Source organism: Neisseria sp. DTU_2021_1001991_1_SI_NGA_ILE_055 (genome assembly GCF_032342915.1).
Classification (GTDB): Bacteria; Pseudomonadota; Gammaproteobacteria; order Burkholderiales; family Neisseriaceae; genus Neisseria.
The window spans coordinates 1,445,866-1,471,258 of the sequence record NZ_CP135440.1 but is presented as its reverse complement, the minus strand read 5'-3'; the positions used below and the strand labels follow the sequence as shown (position 1 = coordinate 1,471,258).

At 48.4% G+C, this 25,393-nt stretch carries 20 protein-coding genes; 12 read left to right on the top strand and 8 right to left on the bottom strand.

Translation table 11 applies throughout. From position 1 onward, the window contains the following. Nucleotides 1–341 precede the first annotated feature (341 nt). From RRV97_RS06855 to RRV97_RS06810, 10 genes are all read left to right on the top strand, one after another. Nucleotides 342–2,261: a FimV/HubP family polar landmark protein gene (locus RRV97_RS06855; protein ID WP_315612245.1), complete on the top strand. Its 1,920-nt coding sequence runs from the start codon at nucleotides 342–344 to the stop codon at nucleotides 2,259–2,261. A 227-nt stretch (nucleotides 2,262–2,488) separates the two neighbouring features. Further along, the gene (truA, locus tag RRV97_RS06850; protein WP_315611092.1) at nucleotides 2,489–3,334 is read left to right on the top strand and encodes a tRNA pseudouridine(38-40) synthase TruA; all 846 of its coding nucleotides are present in this window, start codon (nucleotides 2,489–2,491) and stop codon (nucleotides 3,332–3,334) included. Nucleotides 3,335–3,647: 313 nt separating this feature from the next. Then, on the top strand, nucleotides 3,648–4,730 hold the full coding sequence (gene porB / locus RRV97_RS06845) for a trimeric porin PorB (protein WP_315611091.1): 1,083 nt from the start codon (nucleotides 3,648–3,650) through the stop codon (nucleotides 4,728–4,730). A gap of 470 nt (nucleotides 4,731–5,200) precedes the next feature. Continuing rightward, nucleotides 5,201–7,495 (top strand): 4Fe-4S binding protein, encoded by a 2,295-nt coding sequence (locus RRV97_RS06840; RefSeq protein WP_315611090.1) that lies wholly within the window; start codon nucleotides 5,201–5,203, stop codon nucleotides 7,493–7,495. A gap of 109 nt (nucleotides 7,496–7,604) precedes the next feature. Next, nucleotides 7,605–9,572, top strand: coding sequence for a TAT-dependent nitrous-oxide reductase (gene nosZ / locus RRV97_RS06835; RefSeq protein ID WP_070646250.1), 1,968 nt, complete (start codon nucleotides 7,605–7,607; stop codon nucleotides 9,570–9,572). 198 nt (nucleotides 9,573–9,770) lie between these two features. Further along, a complete protein-coding gene (locus RRV97_RS06830) occupies nucleotides 9,771–11,150 on the top strand; it encodes a nitrous oxide reductase family maturation protein NosD (RefSeq protein ID WP_371460289.1) in 1,380 nt (459 codons plus the stop codon). 56 nt (nucleotides 11,151–11,206) lie between these two features. Further along, nucleotides 11,207–12,106 carry an ABC transporter ATP-binding protein gene (locus RRV97_RS06825; RefSeq protein ID WP_003748608.1) on the top strand — a complete coding sequence of 300 codons (900 nt, stop codon included), beginning with the start codon at nucleotides 11,207–11,209 and terminating at the stop codon, nucleotides 12,104–12,106. After that, on the top strand, nucleotides 12,103–12,933 hold the full coding sequence (locus RRV97_RS06820; RefSeq protein ID WP_036493197.1) for an ABC transporter permease: 831 nt from the start codon (nucleotides 12,103–12,105) through the stop codon (nucleotides 12,931–12,933). The genes RRV97_RS06825 and RRV97_RS06820 overlap by 4 nt, the downstream gene beginning before the upstream one ends. Further along, entirely contained in the window at nucleotides 12,930–13,424 is a 495-nt protein-coding gene (locus RRV97_RS06815; protein ID WP_003748604.1) for a nitrous oxide reductase accessory protein NosL, read from the top strand. The genes RRV97_RS06820 and RRV97_RS06815 overlap by 4 nt, the downstream gene beginning before the upstream one ends. Nucleotides 13,425–13,541: 117 nt before the next feature. Further along, nucleotides 13,542–14,561, top strand: a complete 1,020-nt coding sequence (locus RRV97_RS06810; protein WP_315611089.1) for an FAD:protein FMN transferase — start codon at nucleotides 13,542–13,544, stop codon at nucleotides 14,559–14,561. Nucleotides 14,562–15,142: 581 nt separating this feature from the next. On the opposite strand, the gene RRV97_RS06805 is transcribed toward RRV97_RS06810, so the two are convergent. The 5 genes from RRV97_RS06805 to ybeY all read right to left on the bottom strand — a co-directional run bounded on the left by RRV97_RS06805 (nucleotide 15,143) and on the right by ybeY (nucleotide 19,025). Next, nucleotides 15,143–16,054, bottom strand: a complete 912-nt coding sequence (locus RRV97_RS06805; RefSeq protein ID WP_036493205.1) for a MetQ/NlpA family ABC transporter substrate-binding protein — start codon at nucleotides 16,052–16,054, stop codon at nucleotides 15,143–15,145. A gap of 189 nt (nucleotides 16,055–16,243) precedes the next feature. Next, nucleotides 16,244–16,930: a methionine ABC transporter permease gene (locus RRV97_RS06800; RefSeq protein ID WP_315611088.1), complete on the bottom strand. Its 687-nt coding sequence runs from the start codon at nucleotides 16,928–16,930 to the stop codon at nucleotides 16,244–16,246. Between the two features lies 1 nt (nucleotide 16,931). After that, the gene (locus RRV97_RS06795; RefSeq protein ID WP_315611087.1) at nucleotides 16,932–17,669 is read right to left on the bottom strand and encodes a methionine ABC transporter ATP-binding protein; all 738 of its coding nucleotides are present in this window, start codon (nucleotides 17,667–17,669) and stop codon (nucleotides 16,932–16,934) included. Continuing rightward, nucleotides 17,666–18,508 carry an HlyC/CorC family transporter gene (locus RRV97_RS06790; RefSeq protein WP_003748594.1) on the bottom strand — a complete coding sequence of 281 codons (843 nt, stop codon included), beginning with the start codon at nucleotides 18,506–18,508 and terminating at the stop codon, nucleotides 17,666–17,668. Before RRV97_RS06790 ends, RRV97_RS06795 begins: the two co-directional genes overlap by 4 nt. A gap of 1 nt (nucleotide 18,509) precedes the next feature. Further along, nucleotides 18,510–19,025, bottom strand: coding sequence for an rRNA maturation RNase YbeY (ybeY, locus tag RRV97_RS06785; RefSeq protein WP_070836898.1), 516 nt, complete (start codon nucleotides 19,023–19,025; stop codon nucleotides 18,510–18,512). Nucleotides 19,026–19,143: 118 nt separating this feature from the next. On the opposite strand from ybeY, the gene hemC reads away from it, so the two are divergent. Beyond that, complete coding sequence (hemC, locus tag RRV97_RS06780) at nucleotides 19,144–20,079, top strand: hydroxymethylbilane synthase (RefSeq protein WP_107810756.1); 936 nt, start codon at nucleotides 19,144–19,146, stop codon at nucleotides 20,077–20,079. A gap of 63 nt (nucleotides 20,080–20,142) precedes the next feature. Here hemC and yegQ read toward each other — a convergent pair whose 3' ends face one another. Further along, nucleotides 20,143–21,498: a tRNA 5-hydroxyuridine modification protein YegQ gene (yegQ, locus tag RRV97_RS06775; RefSeq protein ID WP_003748589.1), complete on the bottom strand. Its 1,356-nt coding sequence runs from the start codon at nucleotides 21,496–21,498 to the stop codon at nucleotides 20,143–20,145. Between the two features lie 327 nt (nucleotides 21,499–21,825). Here yegQ and RRV97_RS06770 point away from each other — a divergent pair, with 327 nt between their 5' ends. Next, nucleotides 21,826–22,572: an amino acid ABC transporter permease gene (locus RRV97_RS06770; RefSeq protein ID WP_049336696.1), complete on the top strand. Its 747-nt coding sequence runs from the start codon at nucleotides 21,826–21,828 to the stop codon at nucleotides 22,570–22,572. Between the two features lie 75 nt (nucleotides 22,573–22,647). Here the strand turns inward: RRV97_RS06770 and nagZ are convergent, their stop codons facing one another. Next, the gene (gene nagZ, locus RRV97_RS06765) at nucleotides 22,648–23,733 is read right to left on the bottom strand and encodes a beta-N-acetylhexosaminidase (RefSeq protein ID WP_315611085.1); all 1,086 of its coding nucleotides are present in this window, start codon (nucleotides 23,731–23,733) and stop codon (nucleotides 22,648–22,650) included. A 96-nt stretch (nucleotides 23,734–23,829) separates the two neighbouring features. After that, nucleotides 23,830–25,350 carry a Na+/H+ antiporter NhaC family protein gene (locus tag RRV97_RS06760; protein ID WP_315611084.1) on the bottom strand — a complete coding sequence of 507 codons (1,521 nt, stop codon included), beginning with the start codon at nucleotides 25,348–25,350 and terminating at the stop codon, nucleotides 23,830–23,832. Nucleotides 25,351–25,393: the final 43 nt, after the last annotated feature.

Below are 25,393 nucleotides of genomic sequence, written 5' to 3'. Positions count from 1 at the left end.
AAACTAATTGAGTAAATGCTAATCATACAGGCAGATGTGTTTTTTTGCACCTTCCCTCATGACTTTAATGCTGCATATATTTATATAAAATATTTGTTTTGGGTCGGAGAAATTTGTAAAAAAGAAACACAAGCATGCAAAAGTAATAGATTTACCAAGGAATTTCAGGCTGAATGGCCTCTATTGCTTGGCAGGAATGGGTTAAAAATATATCATGACGTAATATCTAGTAAATATATGGTTAAATGCGCGCACATTGGTCAGTACCATAATTTCCGAACAGGGGATCAGTTTTGAAAAAACATCACAATATTAAATTAATTACAGCTTCTATCGCTTTAATGACATCGCTCGGTGCTTCAGCGGGTTTGGGCGGCTTGAATGTCCAATCTCATCTGGGCGAACCTTTTACAGGCAGTATTACCGTAACAGGCGAGGAAGCCCAGGCTCTGCTTAACGGCGGCAAGGCCACTATTTCAAATGGCAATTTGCGCGCAGCGGTACGCAAATCAGGCGATAAGGCAGTCGTTACGATTCGTTCTTCCAAAGCCATTAAAGATCCTGTTTTGGTTTTCCAAGTAGGTGTCGGTGCGCAATCACGTGAATACACTGCCATCATCGATCCGGCCGGATACGACGCTAAAGATGCGACATCCGTCCACACCCGTCAGGCTGCCGAATCTCAATCCTCCGAGCCGACACGCAATGCCCAACAGCCTGCAACTAAAAACAATAAAGCAGCAGGTAATCAGGCAGCTCAAGCGCGTAAGGATGTGCAGCGTAAGGCTGAAAAAAAACAAGTTCAGACGGCCTCCGCTAAAAATGATACGGCCGTACGTTCAGGCAGACAGCATTTGGTACGTACGGGTGAAACCCTGATTGCCATTGCGTCCAGCATCCGTCCGCAAGGTATGACCTTGGATCAAACCATTCAAGCGTTGGTTAATGCCAATCCGGATGTGTTTATTGATAACAATGCCAACCGTATGTTGGCAGGTAAAGTGCTGAATATCCCGAGCCGTAGCGAATTGCAGCGCTTGGCCGCTTCTTCGCCTGTTAAAGCCGATACGGCGCCGGAAAAAGGCAATGAAGCCGCCAATACAACAGAAGCTAAAACAGAAAAACCTGTTACTCAGCCTGATGCTCAGCCTGAAACTCAGGTTAAAGATGCCGGCGCAAACCCTCAGCAACAGGAAGAAATGAAACAAGCTTCAGCTGCGCAAACAGAGCAAGCAGCATCTGCGGCTGTCAATGAAAATGCAGCATCAGCAGCTCCTGCTTCCGATGTTCAAGATGCTATGGCTTCCGATGCCCAAGAGAATGTATTGGCTTCAGAACCTGTTGCTACGACTGATTCTGCTGCAGAGCCGGCAGAAAATGAATCAGACGGCAATTTGTGGAAATGGTTGTTGGCAGGCGGCGCAGCCCTTATTGCTGCTTGGCTGTTGTTGAGAGCTGCCGGTAAACGTAAAGACGAGCCGAAAGCCGCGCCTGCAAGTCGTAAGGATGAAGAAAAGCCTGTACAGAAAAGTGCTGCTGCTTCAGCCGCTGCTGCGGTTGCCACAAGCAAAGTAACGCCGTCTGAAAAAACTCAAGAAGGTTTGCTTGTCGAAGATGATTTTGAAGATGATGTCGTTATCAATGAAGTAGAAGAATCTTCCAATGTTGACGATGTCAAACTCGACTTGGGCAAGATTGACCATAGTCAGGCAGGTATTCTTTCAGGTGCAGTAACGCATGATGCAGAAACAGAGCAACGCCGTCATGCTGATTGGGACAATATCGAATCAACAGAAAGCGTGTACGAGCCTGAGCCGGAGAATCCGTATCAGCCGGTATCTGTTGTTATGCCTGAGCGAAATGAAGAGCCGCTCGAGTTTACGGTAGATACCCCTGAAGATTCAGACGGCCATGTGCTGCCATTCGATATCAAGCAAGATCAAGACTTGCAAATTCAAGAAACTAAAGAAGAAGTAGAGAGAGAAGAAGCTGCTTCTGAGTTTGTGATTGAAGAAGGTGCATTGGAATGGGGAACTGAAGATGTTTCAGTGGCTGCCGATAAAAGCAATAGTGAAAGAGGCTTTGTTTCAGAATCAGTCGGAATGACTACACCGTTTGAAGCTAAATATGATTTGGCTAAGATGTATATCGAAATCGGTGATCCTGAAGCGGCTCGAGAAACATTGCAAGGGCTGATTGAAGAGGCTGAAGGCGATATTCTGCATAAAGCCCAAAAACTGATGAAAGAACTTGGCGCATAAGTGCCAGTCAAATGAAGATGCCGTTTCAGACGGCATCTTTTTTATGGTAAATTAAAAAGCAAGATTTTGGCTGAGCCTATTATCAGTTGAGTAAGATTTCAGCTTTATATGATGGTTGGAGATGAAGGCCGTCTGAAATACATAATGGAGGCGTGTGTTGATCACGCCTTTTTAATATTCGTTACTTGAGCGTAGGCAACAATATCAATTTACAAGAAGTATAAGAAATGACTGAACAAGCAAATACAACAGGGCATCTCGTGCAGCGTTGGGCTTTGACCCTCTCTTATGATGGAAGCCGTTTTTATGGTTGGCAAAAACAGGCCGGAGATTTGCCGACTGTTCAGACGGCCTTGGAGCAGGCGTTATCTTCAATAGCAGGGGAGCAAGTTAATACTATTGTTGCGGGAAGGACGGATACGGGTGTGCATGCAACTGCACAGGTAGTGCATTTTGATACATCAGTGAGTCGTCCAGAGCAAGCATGGGTACGAGGTGTCAATGCACATTTGCCTGATGGTGTTGCTGTGTTGGTTGCTCAAAAAGTTGCACCTCATTTTCATGCCCGATTTGATGCTTATGGCCGCCATTATCGCTATTTATTGGAATCCTCACCGGTTCGTTCTCCATTATTGGTTGGCAGAGTAGGGTGGACGCATTTGAAATTAGATTTAAATCTGATGAGGCAGGCTGCTGCCTTATTGGAGGGTGAGCATGACTTTTCTAGCTTTCGAGCGGCCGAATGTCAGGCGAAATCCCCTATAAAGACACTATATAGTACAAAGATTAGTGGAACTTCTCGCTATCTGTGCCTTGATTTGCATGGGAATGCATTCTTACATCATATGGTGCGCAATATTATGGGTGCATTGGTGTATGTGGGTAGTGGCAGAATCAGTGTGGATGAGTTTGAGTCGGTCTTTCATGCAAAAAGTAGATTGAAGGCTCCGCCAACTTTTATGTCAGATGGCCTGTATCTAACAGGTGTTGACTATCCTGATGAGTTTGGCGTGACGCAACTATCTTTGCCCGAGTGGATGAGCGTTCTAGGTAATGATTTTCAGACGGCCTAATTGCGGATTGTTGGTATAAAAGCAACAAAATAGCGTGATTGATGTGTAAATTGATAAAGTGTTGTAAAAATGCAAATTTTGGTTTTGAAGAAATTTATCATTGATTTTAAATAATAAATTTCCATTATTTGGGTTGTCTCTGCCTTTGTTTGGTTTCTGCGGTAGTGGAGGTTGGTCGAATAAAGTTTGTTTTTTTAGAAAGGAACAATTATAGTGACAGTCATGGAATCGCTGATTCCAGCGATAAAGTAAGCCTAAGCGGATTGTCCGGTCTGCTTAAGTTATTTCTTCACAATAGAAAAGGAATACAGCAATGAAAAAATCTCTGATTGCTCTGACTTTGGCAGCTCTGCCTGTTGCAGCTATGGCTGATGTGACTCTGTACGGTCAAATCAAAGCCGGCGTGGATATTTCTAAAGTAAAAACTGGAGACAAAGTAGTAGCTAAAAAGCAAGTTGGTAAGAAAACTGCTACTGAAATCGCTGACTACGGCTCTCGCATCGGTTTCAAAGGCCACGAGCACTTGGGTAGCAACCTGAATGCTATTTGGCAAGTTGAACAAAAAACTTCTATCGCCGGTGGTGATTCTGGTTTCGCTAACCGTGAATCTTTCTTGGGCTTGGAAGGCGGTTTCGGTAAAGTTCGTGCCGGTAACTTGAATACTGCTCTGAATGACAGTAGCGACAGCTTCGACCCTTGGGAGTCTGGTGCAGATAACGAAAACGCTCTGCAACTGGGTAAAATCAAACGTGTAGATGATCGTAAAGTATCTGTACGTTACGATACTCCTGTATTGGGTGGTTTCAGTGCAAGTGTACAATACCAACCTCGCGACAATGCTAACCCTGACGATAAATACAATCACGCTAAGAAAAGCCGCGATTCTTACGGCTTGGGCTTGAACTATGAAAACTCTGGTTTCTTTGGTCGCTATGCTGGTTCTTATGCTAAACGTGCATATTTGGATAATAAACACTTAAATGCGTTCAGCCACAACACTGGCCTAACTGCTGATATTTACAAAGATCACCAAGCTCACCGTCTGACTGCTGGTTACGATGCCAACAACCTGATGGTTGCTGTTGTAGGTCAATACGAAGGTTTCAAAGCTGACGTAGCTGGTGCTAAGAAAAACGAACGTACTGAAGTTGGTGCAACTGCTGCATACCGTTTCGGTAACGTAACTCCTCGTGTTTCTTACGCTCACGGCTTTAAAGTTAAAGAAGACGGCGAGAAACAAAAGAACAGCGCTTACAACCAAGTTATCGTTGGTGCTGACTACGACTTCTCTAAACGCACTTCTGCCCTGTTGTCAGCTGGTTGGTTGAAAGAAGGCAAAGGCGACTACAAATACGAGAAAACTGCTGGTACTGTTGGCCTGCGTCACAAATTCTAATCTGACTTAAGATTAGTCTGAAAAAAGAGCCTGTGTTATACAGGCTCTTTTTGTTTGTGTAGAAAGTACATTTGTTGTTGAAAGAGTGGAGTAAAGTATTTTCTGAATTATTTTCAGACGGCCTATTGAAATTAAAATCCAATCTTCGTATTCTGCTTTAATATATGCTAAATAGAATTTTGGGAATTGTTTTGAGTATTATTATAAACAAATTAATAATATAAGAAGATTTGTTGAAGCGGGTTGATTTTCCAGTGTTTCATGTCTACTAAAGATAGGATTGTTCAATATAGTTCTAAAGTATTATTAGCATATAGAATTTGGTTTTAAGATTTGTAAACTTGATTTTAATCAAATTATCGCCGATGGATGATTCATATAATATCAGTGTTTAGAGTATCGATATATCGGGAATAGCCATGTCCTGCCTTGAAGTAAAGTGTTTAAGTGGCATTTGGAAACGAATCCTTATGCTGTTTGCTGTATTTTTCGTGATGATGGTAAGCCTGCCTGCTTATGCGGAACGCTTGCCTGATTTCTTGGCAAAAGTTCAGCCGTCTGAAATTTTCCCAGGTGCTGACCGCTACGGTAAGCCTGAAGGTAAGCCTTTGGTTGCTCGCGTATATAAGGGCGAAGAGCAGCTTGGCTTGGTTTATATCACGACTGACGTGGTTAATACGCGCGGTTATTCGAGCAAACCGATCGATACGATGGTTGCATTGGCCAATGATGGCACTATTGCCGGTGCAAAATTGGTTGAGCACCATGAGCCGATTATGTTGATCGGTATCCCGCAATCCCGTGTCGATAAATTCATTGACAAATATATCGGCTTAAATTTTATTAAAAACCCGCCTCAACCAGGTGTTGCACCAGGAGATATTATTAGTGGTGCGACTGTAACCCTGATGGTCATCAATGACAGTATTCAGCGCTCTGTTAAAGCAGTAATCCATCAATATCATTTGGGTACAGATAAAGCAGTTCAAGCCGGTACGGCAGCTGCTTCCGGCGAACAGTCTGCCGAACCTGCCGTTCAAACTCGTCCGCGTCGTGTTGCCAATCAAGACAAACAAGATATCCTGTCATGGAATGCGCTTTTGGAACAAAAAGCCGTCGGTCATCTGCATATTTCTATCGACGAAATCAATAAACTGTTTGAGAAAAGCGGTAAAGCAGGTGTGGCAGATCATGCGGAGCAGGGCGATGGTAATGATACATTTATTGATCTGTATGTTGCCTTGGTCAGCCAGTCTTCCATCGGTAAAAGCCTTTTAGGTGAAGCCGGTTGGAACAACCTGCAAAAACGTTTGAAACCTGGCCAAGAAGCCGTGATGGTGGCCGGCGAGGGTCGCTATTCTTGGAAAGGTTCGGGTTATGTCCGCGGCGGTATCTTTGACCGTATTGAAATGATTCAAGGCGATACCAGCTTCCGCTTTACTGATGCGCAACATGAACGTGTAGTTGCTTTATCCGCCGAAGGTGCGCCTGCATTTAAAGAAGTTTCTTGGTTCACCATCCCCGAAGGTGTGGAATTTGATGGTGCCGAACCATGGCGTTTGCAATTGATGATTCAACGCGTATTGAGCGTAAATGATAAGGCATTTGTAACTGCCGATTTGGATTATGAATTGCCAAAAGGCTACTACGTTGACGATCCTAAAGCACCGCCGGTTGAAATCAGCGCACCGGTTGAGCCGGTGGCTGCGGCAGCCTCTGCTCCCGAAGAAAGTACAGGTATTGCAGAAGATGCAACGGCTGAGGAAGGTGTATCCAACCAACTTTGGAAACAGGTTTGGAAAGCCAAACAAGGTCAAATCGTGGTTGTCGGTATTGCTTTGACAATTCTTCTGTTGGTATTCCTGTTCCAAGACTGGATTGTCCGTTACGAAAAATGGTATGACCGATTCCGTCTTTGTTTCCTGACCTTTACGCTGTTTTATATCGGCTGGTATGCTCAGGCACAATTATCGGTAGTGAATACTTTGACGTTGTTCTCAGCCATTTTGACTGAGTTCCACTGGGAATTCTTCCTGATGGATCCGCTGGTATTCATTCTGTGGCTCTTTACGGCGGCGACCATGCTGTTGTGGAACCGCGGTACATTCTGTGGATGGCTGTGCCCTTTCGGTGCATTGCAGGAGTTAACTAACCGTATCGCTAAAAAATTGGGTCTGAAACAAATTACAGTGCCACACTTGTTGCATACCCGTCTGAGTGCGATTAAATATGTAATTTTCTTCGCCTTGTTGGCAATTTCCCTGTACGATTTGGGTACGGCTGAAAAATTTGCTGAAATTGAGCCTTTCAAAACTGCAATTATTTTGAAATTCATGCGTGAATGGTGGTTTGTTCTGTTCGCCGCCGCTTTGCTGATTGCAGGCTTGTTCATCGAACGTTTCTTCTGCCGTTATCTGTGTCCTTTGGGTGCAGGTATCGCATTGCCGGGCCGCTTCCGTGTGTTTGATTGGCTGCGCCGTTATAAAATGTGCGGTAACCCATGCCAGATTTGTACACACGAATGTCCAGTACAGGCAATCGCACCAGAAGGCGACATTCATCCGAACGAATGTATCCAATGTCTGCATTGTCAGGTAATGTATCATCACGATACGCGTTGTCCTCAAGTAGTGGCAACGAATAAGAAAAAACAAAAACAAGCGGCGGCAAAAGCTGAACAGCATGATGCGGCAGCAACGCAAAATGCCCAAGAACAAGTCGTCCAGTTTGTTAAAAAAGAATCGGCAATCAGTGTCGACAAGTAGTAATTTATCAATAAAAAAAGAGGGCTGTATCGGCAGCCCGACTTAGAAAGTTTTTCATCGGCAGGCCGTCTGAAAAATCGGCCGCCGGATTTTATCCAAGGAGTGTCGTATGTCAGACGAAAAATTAGAACAAAACGGCTTAAGCCGTCGTTCATTCTTAGGTACTGCCGCTGCTTCCGGTGCAGGTATTGCCGGTGCCGGTTTGTTGGGCTTGGCCGGTTGCTCTAACGGCGAGGGTGATAAAGCTGCTGCTTCCGGTGCTGCACCTGCGGAAAAAGCCGCTGCTCATTCTGCCGAGCCGGGTAAACAGACTTCCGAAGTCGGTCCGGGCGAGCTTGACCAATACTACGGTTTCTTGTCAGGCGGTCAATCAGGCGAAATGCGCTTGATCGGCGTACCTTCTATGCGTGAGTTGATGCGTATCCCTGTATTCAATATGGACAGCGCTACCGGTTGGGGTCGTACCAACGAGAGCCTGCGTATTTTGAATGAAAAAATTACGCCGGAAACCCGTAAATTCCTGCAAGACAGCGGTCTGCGCTGCTACCCTAACGGCGACTTGCACCACCCGCACTTGTCTTTTACCGATCAAACTTATGACGGCCGTTATGCTTACGCCAACGATAAAGCAAACACCCGTGTTTGCCGCGTCCGCTTGGATGTAATGAAAACCGATAAAATCATCGATATTCCTAATGCTTCAGGTATCCACGGTCTGCGTCCGCAACGTTATCCGAAAACCGGTTACGTTTTTGCCAACGGCGAACACATTGTTCCAGTTGACGGCGTAGGCAAATGGGATGATGCGAAAACTTGGAATGCCGTGTATACCGCAATTGACGGCGAAACCATGGAAATCGCATGGCAAGTTTTGGTAGACGGTAACTTGGACAACGGCGATGCCGACTACCAAGGTAAATACTCTTTCTCTACCTGCTATAACTCTGAACGCGCTCTGACTGTACAAGGTGCTTCTTCTAACGAGCAAGACTGGTGTGTAGTATTTAACCTGGCCGCTATCGAAGAAGGCATCAAAAAAGGCGACTTCAAAGAAGTTAACGGCGTGAAAATGTTGGACGGCCGTGCAGAAGCCAACTCTCCATACACCCGCTACATCCCTGTGCCTAACTCTCCTCACGGCTGTAACGCAAGCCCTGACGGCAAATACATCATGCTCAACGGTAAACTGTCTCCAACCGTTACCGTATTGGATGTCAGCAAACTGGACGATTTGTTTGCAGGCAAAATCAAAGAGCGCGATGTTGTCGTAGCTGAGCCTCAACTGGGTCTTGGCCCATTACACACTGCATTTGACGGTCGCGGCAATGCCTATACTACATTGTTTATCGACAGCCAAATGGTGAAATGGAACATCGATGATGCGATTAAAGCCTATAAAGGCGAGAAAATCGATCCGATTAAACAAAAACTCGACGTTCACTATCAACCGGGCCACAACCACACTACCATGGGCGAAACCAAAGAAGCCGACGGTAAATGGTTGGTATCTTTGAACAAGTTCTCTAAAGACCGCTTCTTGAATGCCGGTCCTTTGAAACCTGAGTGTGACCAATTGATCGACATCTCTGGCGACGAAATGCGTCTGGTGCATGACAATCCGACTTTTGCCGAACCACACGACTTGTGCTTGGTTGCTGCGTCTAAAGTGAACCCAAGCAAAACTTGGGACCGCAAAGACCCATGGTTCTGGCAAGAAGCTTTGGAACAAGCTCAAAAAGACGGTGTTGAGCTGGAAAAAGCTGCCAAAGTCGTACGCGAAGGCAACAAAGTACGCGTGTACATGACTGCCGTTGCGCCTGCTTACAGCGTTCCTCAATTTGAAGTGAACCAAGGCGACGAAGTTACCGTATATGTAACCAACGTTGAGACCATTGAAGACTTGACTCACGGCTTTACTTTGGAAGGTTATGGCATTGCTATGGAGATTGGCCCGCAAGCTACATCTTCTGTAACCTTCAAAGCTGTCCGTCCAGGCGTACACTGGTACTACTGCCAATGGTTCTGCCACGCATTGCACATGGAAATGTCTGGCCAAATGATTGTTAAACCAAAATAATTTCGGTTTGATGATTTAATTCTTCAGGCCGTCTGAAAAAACATTCTTTCAGACGGCCTTTATAGCAAAGTTGTTTGTCGGCCGATATGGCCACAAAATGAAAGCCATCATCAGACAGCTTTGCTATAACACCAAAATACCTGTTTCCGCATCGGTTTATCATGCGGCAAGCAGGCCGTCTGAAACAGAGATATGATTATGACGCACACACAAATCCATCGTTCCAAATGGCAACGTGCCGCACTCGTATTGCTGCTTGGCAGCATGGTTCAGACGGCCTTTGCCGCAGTCATCAACGTATCCGCACAAGACAATCTCAATGATGCTTTGGCGCGCGCCCAAGCCGGCGATACGCTCAAGCTTGCCTCCGGTACATACAAAACCAAACTCTATATCGACAAACCCATTACCATCGAAGGCCCTGCCGACCGTTCCGCCAAGATTGTCGGCGACCGGAGCGGGAGGACGGTTGCCGTTCATGCGCCTGATGTAACTTTGCGTAATCTGACCGTTTCCCATTCCGGCATGAGTTTGCCGGCAATGGATGCCGGTATCTATTTAGAAGAGACGGCAACGCGCGCGCTGGTGGAGCATAACAACATCATCGACAATTCCGTCGGCGTGTATATTCACGGTGCGGCAGAATCCATGGTGCGGGAAAATAAAATCATCGGCGATGCAACCCTGCGCGTCAACGAACGCGGCAACGGCGTAACCGTCTGGAATGCGCCCGGTGCGCAAGTGGTCGATAACGATATTTCCAAAGGCCGTGACGGTATTTTTTCAAATACCAGTACCCATAATACCTACAAAGGCAACCGCTTTAGCGACTTGCGCTTTGCCGTCCATTATATGTACACCAATGACAGCGAAGTCAGCAACAATATCTCCGTCGGCAACAATATGGGTTATGTGCTGATGTTTTCCGAACGCCTGAAAGTGTATGGCAACATTGCCGTTGGCAGCCGCGACCAAGGCATTATGCTCAACTACGTCAATTATTCCGAAATTCACGATAATGTGATCAACAAGGCAGGCAAATGCGTGTTTGCCTACAATGCCAACTACGATAAAATCTTTGCCAATCATTTCGAGAACTGCCAAATCGGTATCCACTTCACCGCAGCCATCGAAGGCACAACCCTGTACGAAAATTCATTTATTAACAACGAAAGCCAGGTTAAATATGTCAGCACCCGCTTCCTCGATTGGGGTGAGGGCGGTCGCGGCAACTATTGGAGCGATAACAGCGCCTTTGACCTTGACGGCGACGGCTTCGGCGACAGTGCCTACCGTCCCAACGGGATTATCGACCAAATCATCTGGCGCGCACCCGTCGCCCGGTTATTGATGAACAGCCCTGCCATCAGCATTGTCAAATGGGCGCAATCGCAATTTCCCGCCATCCTGCCCGGCGGCGTAATTGACAGCAAGCCTTTGATGAACCCCGTCCGCAATAAAACGACAACCAAATACGAAGCCATGAAGGACGAATTGCTGCATGAAGCAAAAACGCACCAATCCGAATGGGGTAATGCCGAAAACGGTGCGCTGACAGGCGGAAATGCCAATATGTAACCTTTCAGACGGCCCAATATCAAAGGCCGTCTGAAACATTCACTAGAGGAATATCCATGAGCAGTACCAACCATGTTGAATTGAGAAACGTGACCAAGCAGTTTGGCAGCCAAAAGGCCGTCAACCAAGTCGATCTGGTTCTCAAGGCTGGCGAGAGCGTCGGCATGGCAGGACACAACGGTGCGGGCAAATCTACCATTATGAAGCTGATACTCGGTCTGATTACGCCGACCGAGGGCGAAGTGATGCTTTTGGGAGAACCGACCGGAAGTAAAGCAGGGGCGCAGCGTCGCAGCCAAATCGGTTACCTGCCTGAAACGGTTGCATTGCATCCTTCATTGACCGGTATCGAAACCATGGATTTCTATGCCAAACTTAAAAAACAGCCCCTGAGTAAAAACCGCGAATTGCTCGAGCGTGTCGGCATTTCCCAGGCCGCACGCCGCCGTGTCGGTACTTACTCTAAAGGTATGCGTCAACGCCTCGCTTTGGCACAAGCCTTGTTGGGCGAGCCTAAAGTCTTACTGTTTGACGAGCCGACTACCGGCCTTGATCCGGCTTCGCGTCAAATGTTTTACGAAGTTGTGCGCGAACTCAATGGGCGCGGCGCAACCGTATTGCTCAGCACCCACGCACTGGCCGAGCTTGACGGCCACGCCGACCGCATCATCGTCATGAAAAACGGCGTGAAAGTTGCCGACGGCAGCATGGATGAGTTGCATGTTCAAAGCGGCCTGCCGCTGACCGTCAACGTCCGCTTGAAAGAAGCGCGCCCGCTGAGCGAGCGTTGGCATCCGCTTTCAGACGGCCTGTCATACCAAGCGCAATGTAAAGCAGAAGAGCGCATGGCTCTTTTGAGCGAATTGGGTGATTTGGGCAGTCTTGCCTACATCGATATCCACACGCCTACACTTGACGATATGTACGCGCAATTCTTGAAGAGGGAAGACGTATGAACCCCGTTTGGATTATTACCGGCAAAGAAGTCCGCGACAGCCTGCGCAACCGTTGGGTTCTTGCCGCCGCACTTTTGCTTGCCGCATTGGCACTGTCATTAGGCTTTCTCGGCAGCTCGCCTACCGGTTCGGTCAAGGTTGATCCCTTGACGGTAACCGTAGTCAGCCTGTCCAGCCTGTCTATTTTCCTGATTCCGCTGATTGCGATGTTGCTCTCTTATGATGCACTGATTGGCGAAATCGAGCGCGGTACAATGGCGTTGCTGCTAAGTTACCCCATCTCGCGCAACCAAATCCTTGCCGGTAAATTTATCGGCCACCTCATCATTCTTGCCCTTGCTACTACGGCAGGCTACGGATTGGCAGGTATTACCCTTCAGCTTGCCAACGGCGGTTTTGATATTGCCGCATGGCAGCCTTTCGCCCTTTTGATTGCTGCCAGCGTGATTCTTGGCGCAGCCTTTTTGTCCATGGGCTATTTGATCAGCGCAAAAGTTAAAGAACGCGGTACCGCCGCCGGTATCGCCATCGGCGTATGGCTGTTTTTTGTCGTTATTTTCGATATGGCGCTTTTAGGTGTTTTAGTTGCCGATACCGAACAAGTCATTACCGCGCCTGTAGTGGAAACCGTTCTTCTGTTCAACCCCGCAGACATTTATCGCCTGCTGAACCTGACGGGTTACGAAAATACAGCCATGTATGCCGGCATGGCGGGTTTGAGCGAACAAATCAGCCTGAGTATGCCTGTTTTGCTGACGGCTCAGGTATTATGGGTTATCATTCCTTTGATTTTAGCCGCCTGGATTTTCGGAAAGCGACAAATATGAGAAAAATATTATTGACTACCTTCACACTCATCGCATTGGCAGCCTGCAGCAAGCAGGACAACAGCCCTCCGCCTGCGCCCCAACAAATCAGCGACAGCGCGGTCGGTCATTACTGCAGCATGAATTTGACCGAACACAACGGCCCTAAAGCGCAAATCTTCTTGAACGGCAAACCTGAAAAACCAGTCTGGTTTTCCACCATCAAGCAGATGTTCGGCTATACCAAGCTGCCTGAAGAGCCGAAAGGCATTCATGTCATCTATGTTACCGATATGGGTAAAGTCAAAGATTGGGAAAAACCCAATGCCGACACTGAATGGATAGATGCGAAAAAGGCCTATTACGTTATCGAAAGCAGCTTTATCGGCGGCATGGGTGCGGAAGATGCGCTTCCTTTTGCCGACAAGGCACAAGCTGAAAAATTCGCCAAAGAAAAAGGCGGCAGAGTTGTCGGTTTTGCAGAAATGCCCGACGAATATATTTTCAAATAAAACAATCAATAAAGGCCGTCTGAAACCATTTCAGACGGCCTTTGTGTTGAAGGCTGCCGATTGATATTTAATGATGCAGACTTTCAATGTAAAAATAAAAAATCCAAGGAATACGCCATGTCCACCCCTTTAACGCGCCGCCGCTTCATTGCCATCGCCGCCACACTTGCCGCCGGTGTCGGCATTCCCTTTGTCATCAGCCGAAAAACCAATCAGCCGACTCATTCAGCCGGCCCGAATCAAGAAGGGCAGCCTGTTATCTGGAAAGGGATTGCATTAGGCTCGGGTGCGGAATTGCGTTTGTTCGGTGTTGGGCGCAGGCAGGCGGAGATACTGATCAACAAAGTATTGGCGGAAGTTTCACGATTGGAAAAAATCTTCAGCCTGTATCGGGATGACAGCCTGATCAGCCGCTTAAACCGAGAAGGCCGTCTGAAAAATCCGCCATCCGATTTTTTGCAGCTGCTTAGTATTAGCCGGGATATTCATCGGCTGACGCAAGGTGCATTTGATCCCAGCATTCAGCCTTTGTGGAATCTGTATGCCGACCATTTCAGACGGAATCCGAAAACCGAAACGCCACCGTCTGAACGCAGCATCAAAGATACGCTTAAATTGGTGGACTTCAACAAAGTTGATTTTGATACCAAAGAAATCCGTTTTGCCCAAAAAGGCATGGGCTTGTCGCTTAACGGCATTGCCCAAGGCTATATTACCGACAAAGTAGCTGAATTGTTGAAGCAGCAAGGCGTTTCTCAGGCATTGATTGATATGGGGGAGATTTACGGCTTTGATAATGCCAACCAGCGCGAGTGGAATGTCAGCATCCGCAATCCTGACCACGAAGACCAAATCCTGACCACCATTGCCATGAAAAATCAAGCGTTTGCCACATCGGGCGGCTATGGCACGGTAATGGACGAGGCAGGCAAATTTACCCATCTTTTTGACCCGCGCACAGGCGGAAGCCAGCCGCGCTATAAAAGCATGAGCGTTATGGCGGAAAGTGCGGCAGTTGCCGATGCCTTTTCTACCGCATTTTCTATTATGGATGAAGCGGCCATCCGAGCAGCCGCCCAAGTCAAAAATGCACAGGTTTGGCTGGTAATGCCGAATAATGAATTGAAGAAAATTTGAGGTGGGAAAAAGAATGGTTTTGCCAGTTGGTTTGAATATGAATAAGAAAATCTTAAGTTATTGAAATAATGGAGTATAAAAAAGAAGGGTTGTCCAAATAGACAACCCTGAAACTCTTGCAGCTGGGAGTAATTAGCAAGAGATTACGACACTTAAAACAAAAATTCACTCATTTCAAAGCACGAAGCTTTAACATCTAAGCAATACGGTATTTCGACCGCTCAAACCCCTTCGAAACGGAGAAACACAACATTATGGGAAAATCCGACAAAGTGGTTTAAAGCAATTAAGATGAGCGGTTTAAAAAGCAGATAACCGGATGTCTTTAGATAAACGGTATAATATCAGGATAAGCGGAACATTACCAGTGAATATTATAAAAAAGTAGAATAATTCATTTAGTGATTGATTATATTGAATAAAAACATGGATTTTTATTGAATATTTTTACAACAGTTGATTCGGTTTGATATAAGAAATTATATAAGTGATTGTTATCAATAAAAAATAGTTTTGACTTTGTGAGTGATGATAGAAAAAGGCCGTCTGAACGTTCAGACGGCCTTTTTTCAAAGAGCGATTTATTTGGTTGCGGAAGCAGTAGAGGCGGCTTCGGCTTGAGCACCTGCTGCTGCGTTTTCACCCCATGCCGCAGGGTATTTGTAACCGGCAAAGCGTTTTTGTGAGTAGGCTTTGAACTCGTCAGAGTTGTAGGCTTCGGTTACATCTTTCAACCATTGGCTGTCTTTGTCGGCAGTGCGGACGGCAGACCAGTTAACGTAGGCGAAGCTCGGCTCTTGGAACAGCGCTTCGGTCAGTTTCATGCCGCTGCTCATGGCGTAGTTGCCGTTAACGATGGCAAAGTCAACGTCGGCACGGCTGCGTGGCAGTTGGGCGGCTTCAAGTTCTACGATTTGGATGTTTTTAGGGTTTTCGGCAATATCTGCTTTAGATGCGGTCAGCGGATCAACGTCGGCTTTCAGTTTAATCCAGCCCAATTCGTTCAACATAACCAATGCACGGGCAAAGTTGGATGGGTCGTTAGGTGCAGAAACGCTGACGCCGTCTTTCAATTCGTCCAAAGATTTCAGTTTGCCAGGATAGAGGCCCAAAGGAGCAGTCGGTACTTGGAAGGCTTCGGTGATGTCCAGTTTGTGTTCTTTTTTGAAGTCGTCCAGATAAGGTTTGTGTTGGAAGATGTTGATGTCCAATTCGCCTTCAGCCAAAGCAAGGTTGGGGCGCACATAGTCGGTAAACTCGATCAGTTTGACTTTATAGCCTTTTTTCTCCAAAGCCGGTTGGATTTGGTCTTTTACCATATCGCCGAAGTCGCCGACGGTTGTACCGAAGACGATTTCTTTTTTCTCTGCGCCGTTATCGGCAGAAGAAGCGGCAGAAGCAGCAGGTGCGCTGTCTTTTTGACCGCCGCAGGCAGCCAATACGATGGCCAGCGCAGCGGCAGAAAGGGTTTTGAAGAATGGGTTGATTCGCATAATTTTGCTCCAGATGGATGATAAAACGGTTTCAGACGGCCTCAAGCTGCCGCTGTTAAAAAAAGAGGGATTGTAAATCTATTTTGGAAAGATGAGGATGTTTTTTGTAAACTTAATGGGAATATATGTCCTAAATAGAGAACAGGCCGTCTGAAAAATAGTAAGCCCATTTCAGACGGCCTGGTTTGTTTAACGTTTGTCCAGTTTGCGTGCCAATCTGTTACCAATACCTTGAATCAGGATAACGAGTAAAACCAGGATGGCAACAATGAAGATGATGACTTCCATTTGATAGCGGTAGTAGCCGTAACGGATGGCAAGGTCGCCCAAGCCGCCGCCGCCAATCATACCTGCCGCCGCGCTGTACGACAGAAGGCCGATAGCCAGTACGGTAATGCTGGAAACCATACCTGCGCGCGCTTCATTCAAAAGCACTTTGCAGATGATGCTCATGGGGGAAGCACCCATTGCGGAGGCCGCCTCAATCACGCCTCTGGGCACTTCGCGCAGGTTTTGCTCGACCAGACGGGCGAAGTAGAACAAGCCGGATACGCTCAATACCAATGAGGCGGCCACCGGGCCGATGGTCGTGCCGATGATGGCGCGTGTAATGGGAATCATGGCAATCATCAGGATGACGAAAGGGAAGGCACGCATCAGGTTGACAATGTTGTCCAAAAACAAATTCAGCTGTTTGTTGTAGTGCAACTGATGACTTGACGTCACAAACAGCAATACGCCCAAAACCGTACCGAAGATAACGGCGAAAGTAGTCGATAGGCCGACCATAATAAAGGTTTCGCCCAAGGCTTGGATAATTTCGCCCTTCATGCTGACGATGGTCTCAACAGCACTTTCAAATGTTAAATCTGCCATATTAGTCCTCTCGAATCAGCTCTTGCCCGATTTCGGATTGGGCATGGATTTGGTTGCCGTGTACTTCAACGATTTCCAGCAGACGGCCTTTGTCCAAGAGGGCGGCACGGTCGCACAGGCGGCGGATAACGCTCATTTCGTGGGTAACGATGACGATGGTTACGTTGAAACGTCGGTTGATGTCTTCCAAACACTTCAAAACGCTGCGCGTAGTGGCGGGGTCGAGGGCGGAAGTGGGTTCGTCGGCGAGGATGACTTGAGGTTGCGGCGCCAGCGCGCGGGCAATGCCGACACGTTGTTTTTGACCGCCGGAAAGTTGGGACGGGTAATGGTTGGCACGGTCTTGCAAGTCGACGATTTCCAAACATTCTTCAACACGCGCTTGGATTTTTTTAGATGGCCATTTGGCAATTTCTAAAGGAAAGGCCACGTTTTCGGAAACGGTACGGTTGCTTAATAGGTTGAACTGTTGGAACACCATGCCGATATTTTGTCGGGCGTGGCGCAGTTGCGTGGCGTTGAGCGCGGTCAGCTCTTGGCCGCACACGCTGACGGTACCTGTGTCGGGACGTTCCAATAAATTAATCAGGCGCAGCAGGGTGGATTTGCCTGCACCGGAATAGCCCATTAGGCCAAAGATTTCCCCCTGTTCGATTTCGAGGCTGGTCGGCTCGACGGCGACAAAGTCTTTGTTGTCGCGTGTTTGATAGTGTTTGGAGACGTGATCCAGAATAATCATGGTTTATCCGTGTTTTCTTTAATTCGTGTGGCCATCAGGGTGTGCAGACGGCGGTTGTCGGCGCGTGCGACGGTAAATTGCAGGTTGCCGATGATGACTTTTTCGCCGCGTACGGGCAGGTGCCCCAATTCTTGAATGACCAGGCCGCCGATGGTGTCGGCTTCTTCGCTGCTGTATTCCGTGCCGAAAAAGGCGTTGATGTCTTCGATCTCGGTTGCGGCGTGGATGCGCCAGCGTTCGGAAGAAACGGCGTGGATATTGTCGGCGCTGTCGTCTTCGTCAAACTCGTCTTCGATGTCGCCGACGATTTGCTCGATGATGTCTTCAAAGGTTACCAGGCCGGATGTGCCGCCGTATTCGTCGATGACAATCGCCATGTGGTTGCGTTGTTCGCGGAACTCTTTTAAAAGGGAGGCCAGTGATTTGCCTTCGGGAACGAAAACGGCAGGGCGCAAGACGGATTTCAGGTGGAACTGCTCGGGATTAAACATATATTTGAGCAGGTCTTTGGCGTGCAAAATGCCCAAAACCTCGTCTTTGTCTTCGCCGATGACGGGGAAACGCGAATGGGCGGTTTCGATGATGTAGGCTGTGATGCGCTCGATGCTGTCGTTTTCTTTCAATACGTTCATGCGGCTGCGCGTAATCATGGCATCACGCACTTCCAGTTCGGCAAAGTCCAATACTTTTTCCAGCCGGGTCAGTGTGTCGGCATCAAAAACTTCCTGTTCGTGCGCTTGGCGCAACAGGGTCAATACGTCTTCGGCGGAGTCGGGCTCGCCGGCAAGTCGGGAGATTAGGCGTTCGAAAAACTTGGGTTTCGACTGCGTACCGTCCATTTTAATATTCGTCCTCTTGGTAGGGGTTGGGGAAACCTGCCGCCAGCATCAGGCGGATTTCTTCGGCTTCCATTATTTCGGCTTCATCGTCTTCGATGTGGTCGTAGCCCATCAGGTGTAAAGTACCGTGTATGGTCAGGTGGGCAAAATGCTGCTCGGGTGTTTTGCCTTGTTCGGCGGCTTCTTTCAAAACCACTTGCGGACAAATCACCAAATCGCCATACAGGCCGTCTGAAAACTGGTCGGGCAGGATTTCGCCTTCGTTGAGCGCGAAACTCAATACATTGGTGGCGTAATCTTTGCCGCGGTAGTCGCGGTTGTAGGCGCGGGCTTCTTCTTCGTCCAGAAGAATCAGGCTGATGTCAGCGCGGCGGTATTCGTTTTTCAGGGCAGACCATGCCCAGCGGTAAAAATCGCGTTCGCTCGGAAGGTCGGCGGCGGAAGAGGCGTTTTCAAAGTTCAGATGAAAACGTTGCCGCTGTAAGGATAAAAAAGGATATTTTTTGGCGCGTTTCATGTTGTCCGGAAAATTTGGTTTTTAGGTGTAAATATAACATATTCACCCCCATGCCGTCTGAAAAACCGCCCAAAATATGATAGACTTCATGCCGTTTTCCATCTTTCAGGCAACCATTATGAACCCGAAAAAACTCGTTATCGCCAGTCGCGAAAGCCTGCTTGCCATGTGGCAGGCAAAACATATCCAAGGCCGTCTGAAAGCCCTGTATCCCGATTGCGAAGTCGAGATTTTGGGCATGACCACGCGCGGCGACCAGATTTTGGACAGAACTTTGTCAAAGGTCGGCGGTAAAGGCTTGTTTGTCAAAGAGTTGGAACAGGCTTTGTATGACGGCCGGGCTGATTTGGCCGTGCATTCGATTAAAGACGTACCGATGGATTTGCCTGAAGGTTTCGCGCTTGCAGCCATCGGCGAACGCGCCAATCCGTTTGACGCGTTTGTGTCCAACCAATACGCGCGTTTGGAAGAAATGCCCAAAGGCGCCGTTGTCGGCACATCCAGCCTGCGCCGCGAAGCCCAGTTGCGTGCGCGCTATCCGCATTTGGTTATCAAACCTTTGCGCGGCAATGTGCAAACCCGTTTGTCCAAACTCGATAACGGCGAATACGACGCGATTATTTTGGCCGCCGCCGGTTTGCAGCGTCTGGAATTGGACGAACGCATCCGCATGATTTTGTCGGAATCCGACAGCCTGCCTGCTGCCGGACAAGGTGCATTGGGTATTGAAATTGCAGCGCATCGCGAAGATTTGTACGAAGTCTTGAAGCCGTTGAACCACGATACCACACACGCCTGCGTGACGGCCGAACGTGCGTTGGCGCGTGCTTTGGGCGGAAGCTGTCAAGTGCCGCTGGCCGCATATTGCACTGAAGAAAACGGTTTGCTGACCTTGCGCGGCTTGGTCGGCCATCCCGACGGCTCGGTCATTTTGCAGGCGGACGCGCAAGCCCCAGCCGAATACGCCGATGCTTTGGGTCGCGCTGTCGCCAAAAAATTGGCAGATGATGGTGCAGAAGAATTGATTGCCGCCGTATTGCAAGAACAGGCTTAAAACAGTATAGATAATGTAAAAAGGCCGTCTGAAACTTTCAGACGGCCTTTGTTTTGATGATGCTTAAGGATTCATAATCCGCGCAACCAAAGCCTTTTCTTTGCCCTGCATATTGGGGATTTTGACCTGAATGCCGTTGCCGGGTGCTACATCGACAGGCTGGCCTTTGCGGGTCATTTGTTCCAATTTGATGGTTTGGTTGCCGCTTGGGTGGATGATTTCGAGTGAATCGCCGACTGCAAAGCGGTTTTTAACTTCGATGGTCGCCCAGCCGTTTTCATCGATTTCGGTAACGTGGCCGACATATTGGCTTTGTTTGGCGATGGAATGGCCGGTCAGGTAGTTTTGGTAATCCTGAGTTTGGTGGCGCTCGAGGAAGCCGCTGGTGTAGCCGCGGTTGGCAAGGCCTTCGAGTTCGCTCAACAGGCTGTAATCAAACGGACGACCTGCAACGGCATCGTCAATCGCTTTGCGGTAGGACTGGGCCACGCGTGCAACATAATAAAGCGATTTGGTACGGCCTTCGACTTTGAGGCTGTCCACGCCGATTTTGGCGAGTTTCTCAACCACTTCAATGCCGCGAAGGTCTTTGGAATTCATGATGTAGGTGCCGTGTTCGTCTTCCATAATCGGCATCATTTCGCCCGGGCGGTTGGACTCTTCAATCAGGAAGACTTTGTCGGCGTAGGGGTGGCGTTTTTGACCGTTGATGCCTTCGAAGTTTTGGTTGGCTTCTTCTTGGGCTTTTTCAAAGTTGAAACCTTGCAGAAGCTGGGCATCGCCCGCGTCGCTTTCGACGGCGTTGTGGACCTTGTAGTCCCAACGGCAGGAGTTGGTGCAGGTGCCTTGGTTGGGGTCGCGGTGGTTGAAGTAGCCCGACAATAGGCAACGGCCGGAATAGGCGATACACAATGCGCCGTGGATGAAGACTTCGAGTTCGATGTCGGGGCATTCTTGGCGGATTTCGGCGATTTCTTCCATGCTCAATTCGCGCGACAGAATAATGCGTTCGACGCCGATGTTCTGCCAGAATTTTACGCCCCAATAGTTGGTGGTGTTGGCCTGTACGGACAGGTGAATCGGCATTTCCGGCCATTTTTCGCGCACAGTCATGATCAAACCCGGATCCGCCATAATCAGCGCATCGGGTTTCATGGCAATCAAGGGCTCCATATCGGAAACGAAGGTTTTGAGCTTGGAGTTGTGCGGCAGCGTATTGACGGTCAGGAAGAATTTTTTGTTGCGCTCGTGCGCTTCTTTAATGCCTTGCTCGAGGACGTCGAGTTTGGCAAATTCGTTGTTGCGGGCGCGCAGGGAGTAACGCGGGCTGCCGGCATAAACGGCATCTGCGCCGTAATCGTAGGCGGCACGCATGCGTTCGAGGCCGCCGGCCGGTAATAAGAGTTCGGGTGCTTTCATGTTTTATGCTTTTTAAAATGTTTTCAGACGGCCTTTAAGGGAAGAGGGAAGGCCGTCTGAAAGATGTTTGAAGAATGGGCGAATTATCCGCTGTTTTTGTGTTTCAGTCAATTTTGTCTCGGGTTTGCGCTTTGTTTTTTATACGGAAAATGTCCTAGATGAGCAAAAGCGAAAAGGGGCTGCAATTCATTGGAAATGTAAAAAAAGCAGGGTTGGGCGGAATAATCTAACAAAAAACCGTTCAAGCAATGTATTTTCTTGTAAAATATCAAGCTTCATTTTAAAAAATATTCGGATTAGTTACCGATTTTGACCGACGGAAGATTTATGGATTTTCGTTTTGACATTATTTATGAATACCGCTGGATGTTTTTTTACGGCGTATTAGCAACGCTGGGAATTACAGTGGTTGCAACGATTGGCGGTTCGATTTTAGGTTTGCTGCTGGCATTGGCTCGTTTGGTTAATCCGGAAAAAGCCGGTGCGCCGATACGTGCATTGGCTTGGGTTTTGCGTAAGATTTCTTTTGTGTATGTTGCGTTGTTCCGCGGTACGCCATTGCTTGCTCAAGTTATTATTTGGGCTTTTGTTATTTTCCCATTTTTTGTACATCCTACCGATGGTGCATTAATCAGCGGAGAATCTGCAATTAATTTTCGTCGTTCTTATGGCCCATTGATCGCAGGTGTAATGGCTTTGATTGCAAACTCAGGTGCATATGTTTGTGAGATTTTCCGTGCCGGTATCCAGTCGATTGATAAAGGCCAAATGGAAGCCGCGCGTTCTTTGGGTCTGACCTATACTCAGGCGATGCGTTATGTGATTTTGCCTCAGGCTCTTCGCCGTATGTTGCCACCACTTGCAGGTGAATTTATCACACTTTTGAAAGATAGTTCTTTGCTGTCTGTTATTGCAGTTCCTGAACTTATGTCTGTTCAAAAAGCAATCACGGGTCAGTATTCGATATTCCAAGAGCCGCTTTATACGGTTGCATTGATTTATCTTGTATTGACGAGTGTATTAGGATGGGTATTCTTACGTTTGGAACGTCGCTATAACGTAAAAATTCATTAATTAGGAAGATAAAAAAGGAAGACTTTTTCAAGTCTTCCTTTTTTATTTGCCGTCAATGTTTCAGACGGCCTTGAATCAGAATGCTTCGCCGACTTTGACACCGCCTGCGATATCTTTGGGCGTTGCCAATTTGGCGGTTGCCTGTTGGGCGGCTTGGAATGCTTCGGTTGCCATGATGTCGGCAGCTTCTTGTACGGTCAATGTGTTGGCCATGTATTGCCAACGTGCGGCCAAGTCGGCGTTTGCCGGCGCGAGGAAGCCGTCTCGCAATTCATCGACCAAGTCCGGACGGTTGCATACCAATACAATATCGCAGCCTGCTTCAAAAGAAAGTCGGGCGCGTTCTTTAATACCGCCGACGCCGCATGCGCCTTCCATGGTCAGGTCGTCTGAAAAGATAACGCCGTTAAATCCGATTTCTTGGCGCAGGATTTGTTTCAGCCATTTTTCGGAGAAGCTGGCAGGTTGGCTGTCGATTTGCGGGTATACGACGTGGGCAGGCATGACTGCGGCCATGCCTGCCTGGCTCAGTGCGCGGAAGGGGATAAGGTCGGCGGCTTCGAGCGCTTCGCGGCTGCGTTCGTCGCAAGGCAGGACATGATGGCTGTCGCCTTCGACAAAGCCGTGGCCGGGGAAGTGTTTACCGCAAGATTTCATGCCGCCTTTGTTCAGGCCTTTTTGTAAGGCAAGGGCAAGCTGGGTTACGATGTTGGCGTCGCGGTGGAAACTGCGGTTGCCGATAACGGCACATTGACCCCAGTCCAAATCCAATACAGGCGTGAAGGATAGGTCGATACCGCAGGCGGAGAGTTCGGTTGCCAAAACCCAGCCGACTTGTTCTGCTTGGGCGCAGGCGGCTTCTTGGCCTTCGTTGTCCCAAATTTCGCCCAATACGTTCATGGCCGGCAGGCGGGTGAAACCGTCAATAAAACGTTGAACCCGTCCGCCTTCGTGGTCGACGGCGATGATGAGTTCAGGCGTGCGGACGGCTTTGATTTCTTGAACCAAAGCTTTGAGCTGGGAAACATTTTCAAAGTTGCGGCGGAACAAAATAACGCCACCGACGGCAGGGTCGAGCAGGCGTTGTTTTTCTTCTTCGGTCAGATGGTAGGCGGCGACGTCGGCCATGACGGGGCCGCGTGGAAGATGGGGCGTATTCATTGTTTTGTCCTGAATAATGGATATATGGGTAATTGCAATATTCATACGGCCTGAGCGTGTCGGAATATCTCAGGCCGTCTGAATATTGGTTTTGAATTAGGCAGTTGCTTTGTTCTTGTCTTTTAAGATGAAAATCAACACAACCATCACGATGCCGGTTACCACAAAACCTAAAGGCGCAGAGCCGGTCATGCCTAAAATCAGGTAGCCGATAGCGGCAGAGGCGGCAACGGTCAGTGCGTAAGGGAATTGCGAGGTAACGTGGTCGATGTGATTGCAGTGTGCGCCGGTAGAAGAGAGGATGGTGGTGTCGGAAATCGGCGAGCAGTGGTCGCCAAATACGGCGCCGGCCATGACGGCGGACATGCAGGGGATAATCAGCGCTGGTTCGACTTTGACGGCCATGGCGGCGGCAATCGGCAACATGATGCCGAATGTGCCCCAGCTTGTACCGGTAGCGAAGGCCATCACGCCTGCGAGCAGAAATAAAATCACGGGTAGGAAGCCTGCATGGATATTGCCTGCCACCAAGGTGGAGAGGTATTCGCCGGTGTGCATTTCGCTGACAACGGTGCTGATAATCCATGCCAAAATCAAGATGATAATGGCGCCGCGCATAGAGATGATGCCCTGCCAAACGGCTTTGGGATAATCGCTGGTTTTGATGGTGCCGATGGTGCAGAGGATGACGGCCAATACGCCGTAAGTGCCGCCGAACACGAGGGAAGTGTTCACATCGGTATTTTCAAATGCGCTGAGCAAAGAGAAGGTTTCAGAAGCTTGCGCGCCTGTGTAAATCATGGCGGAAACCGTGGCGGCGATCAGTACCAAAACCGGTACAATCAACGCGAATACGCGGCCGTTAGGATGGCCGGTGTCAACGGTTTCATCATGAATTTCGTTTAAGGCGGCGCGTTCCAAACGAGCCATTGAGCCGATATCAAAAGAGAACCAGGCAACGACAAACACCATAATTAATGCGAAGACGGCATAGTAATTCATCAGGCTCATGGCCACGAATGCGCCCATCGGTGTGTAGCCTGTGATGTTGTACGTTACCAAAAGGCCGGCCAAAGTAGCAATAATCGATGCGCCCCAGCTGGATACCGGCATCAAAACGCACATCGGTGCGGCAGTGGAGTCCAGGATGTAAGCCAGTTTGGCACGGGAAACTTTGAATTTGTCGGTTACAGGACGGGCAATTGCGCCGACGGCAAGGCTGTGGAAATAGTCATCAATAAAGGTAACGAATACCAGGCAGGCAGTCAGCAGCTTAGCACCACGTCGGCCTTTGATGTGCTGTTTCGCCCAATCGGCAAATGCTTGGTTACTGCCGGAATGCGTCAGCAGAGAAGTGAAAACCCCCAAAAGTACCAAGAAGAGCAGGATTTTGGGTTTGCCCAAAGACCAATCTCCGTCCGCCCAAGTCAGGCTGACGGCCATGTCTTTCAAGTGAACCAAGGCATCAAGCGGATTACCGCCTACCAGCAGGAATGAGCCGACGATAATGCCGACACCCAGGGACAGCAATACACGGCGCGTGGCAATGGCCAGGGCGAGCGCGATGGCTGCTGGAACAATGGATAAAATAGAATTCGAATAATTAATAAGTTGCATAATTATATTGTATATAAGCAGTGAAATATTTTCAGACGGCCTA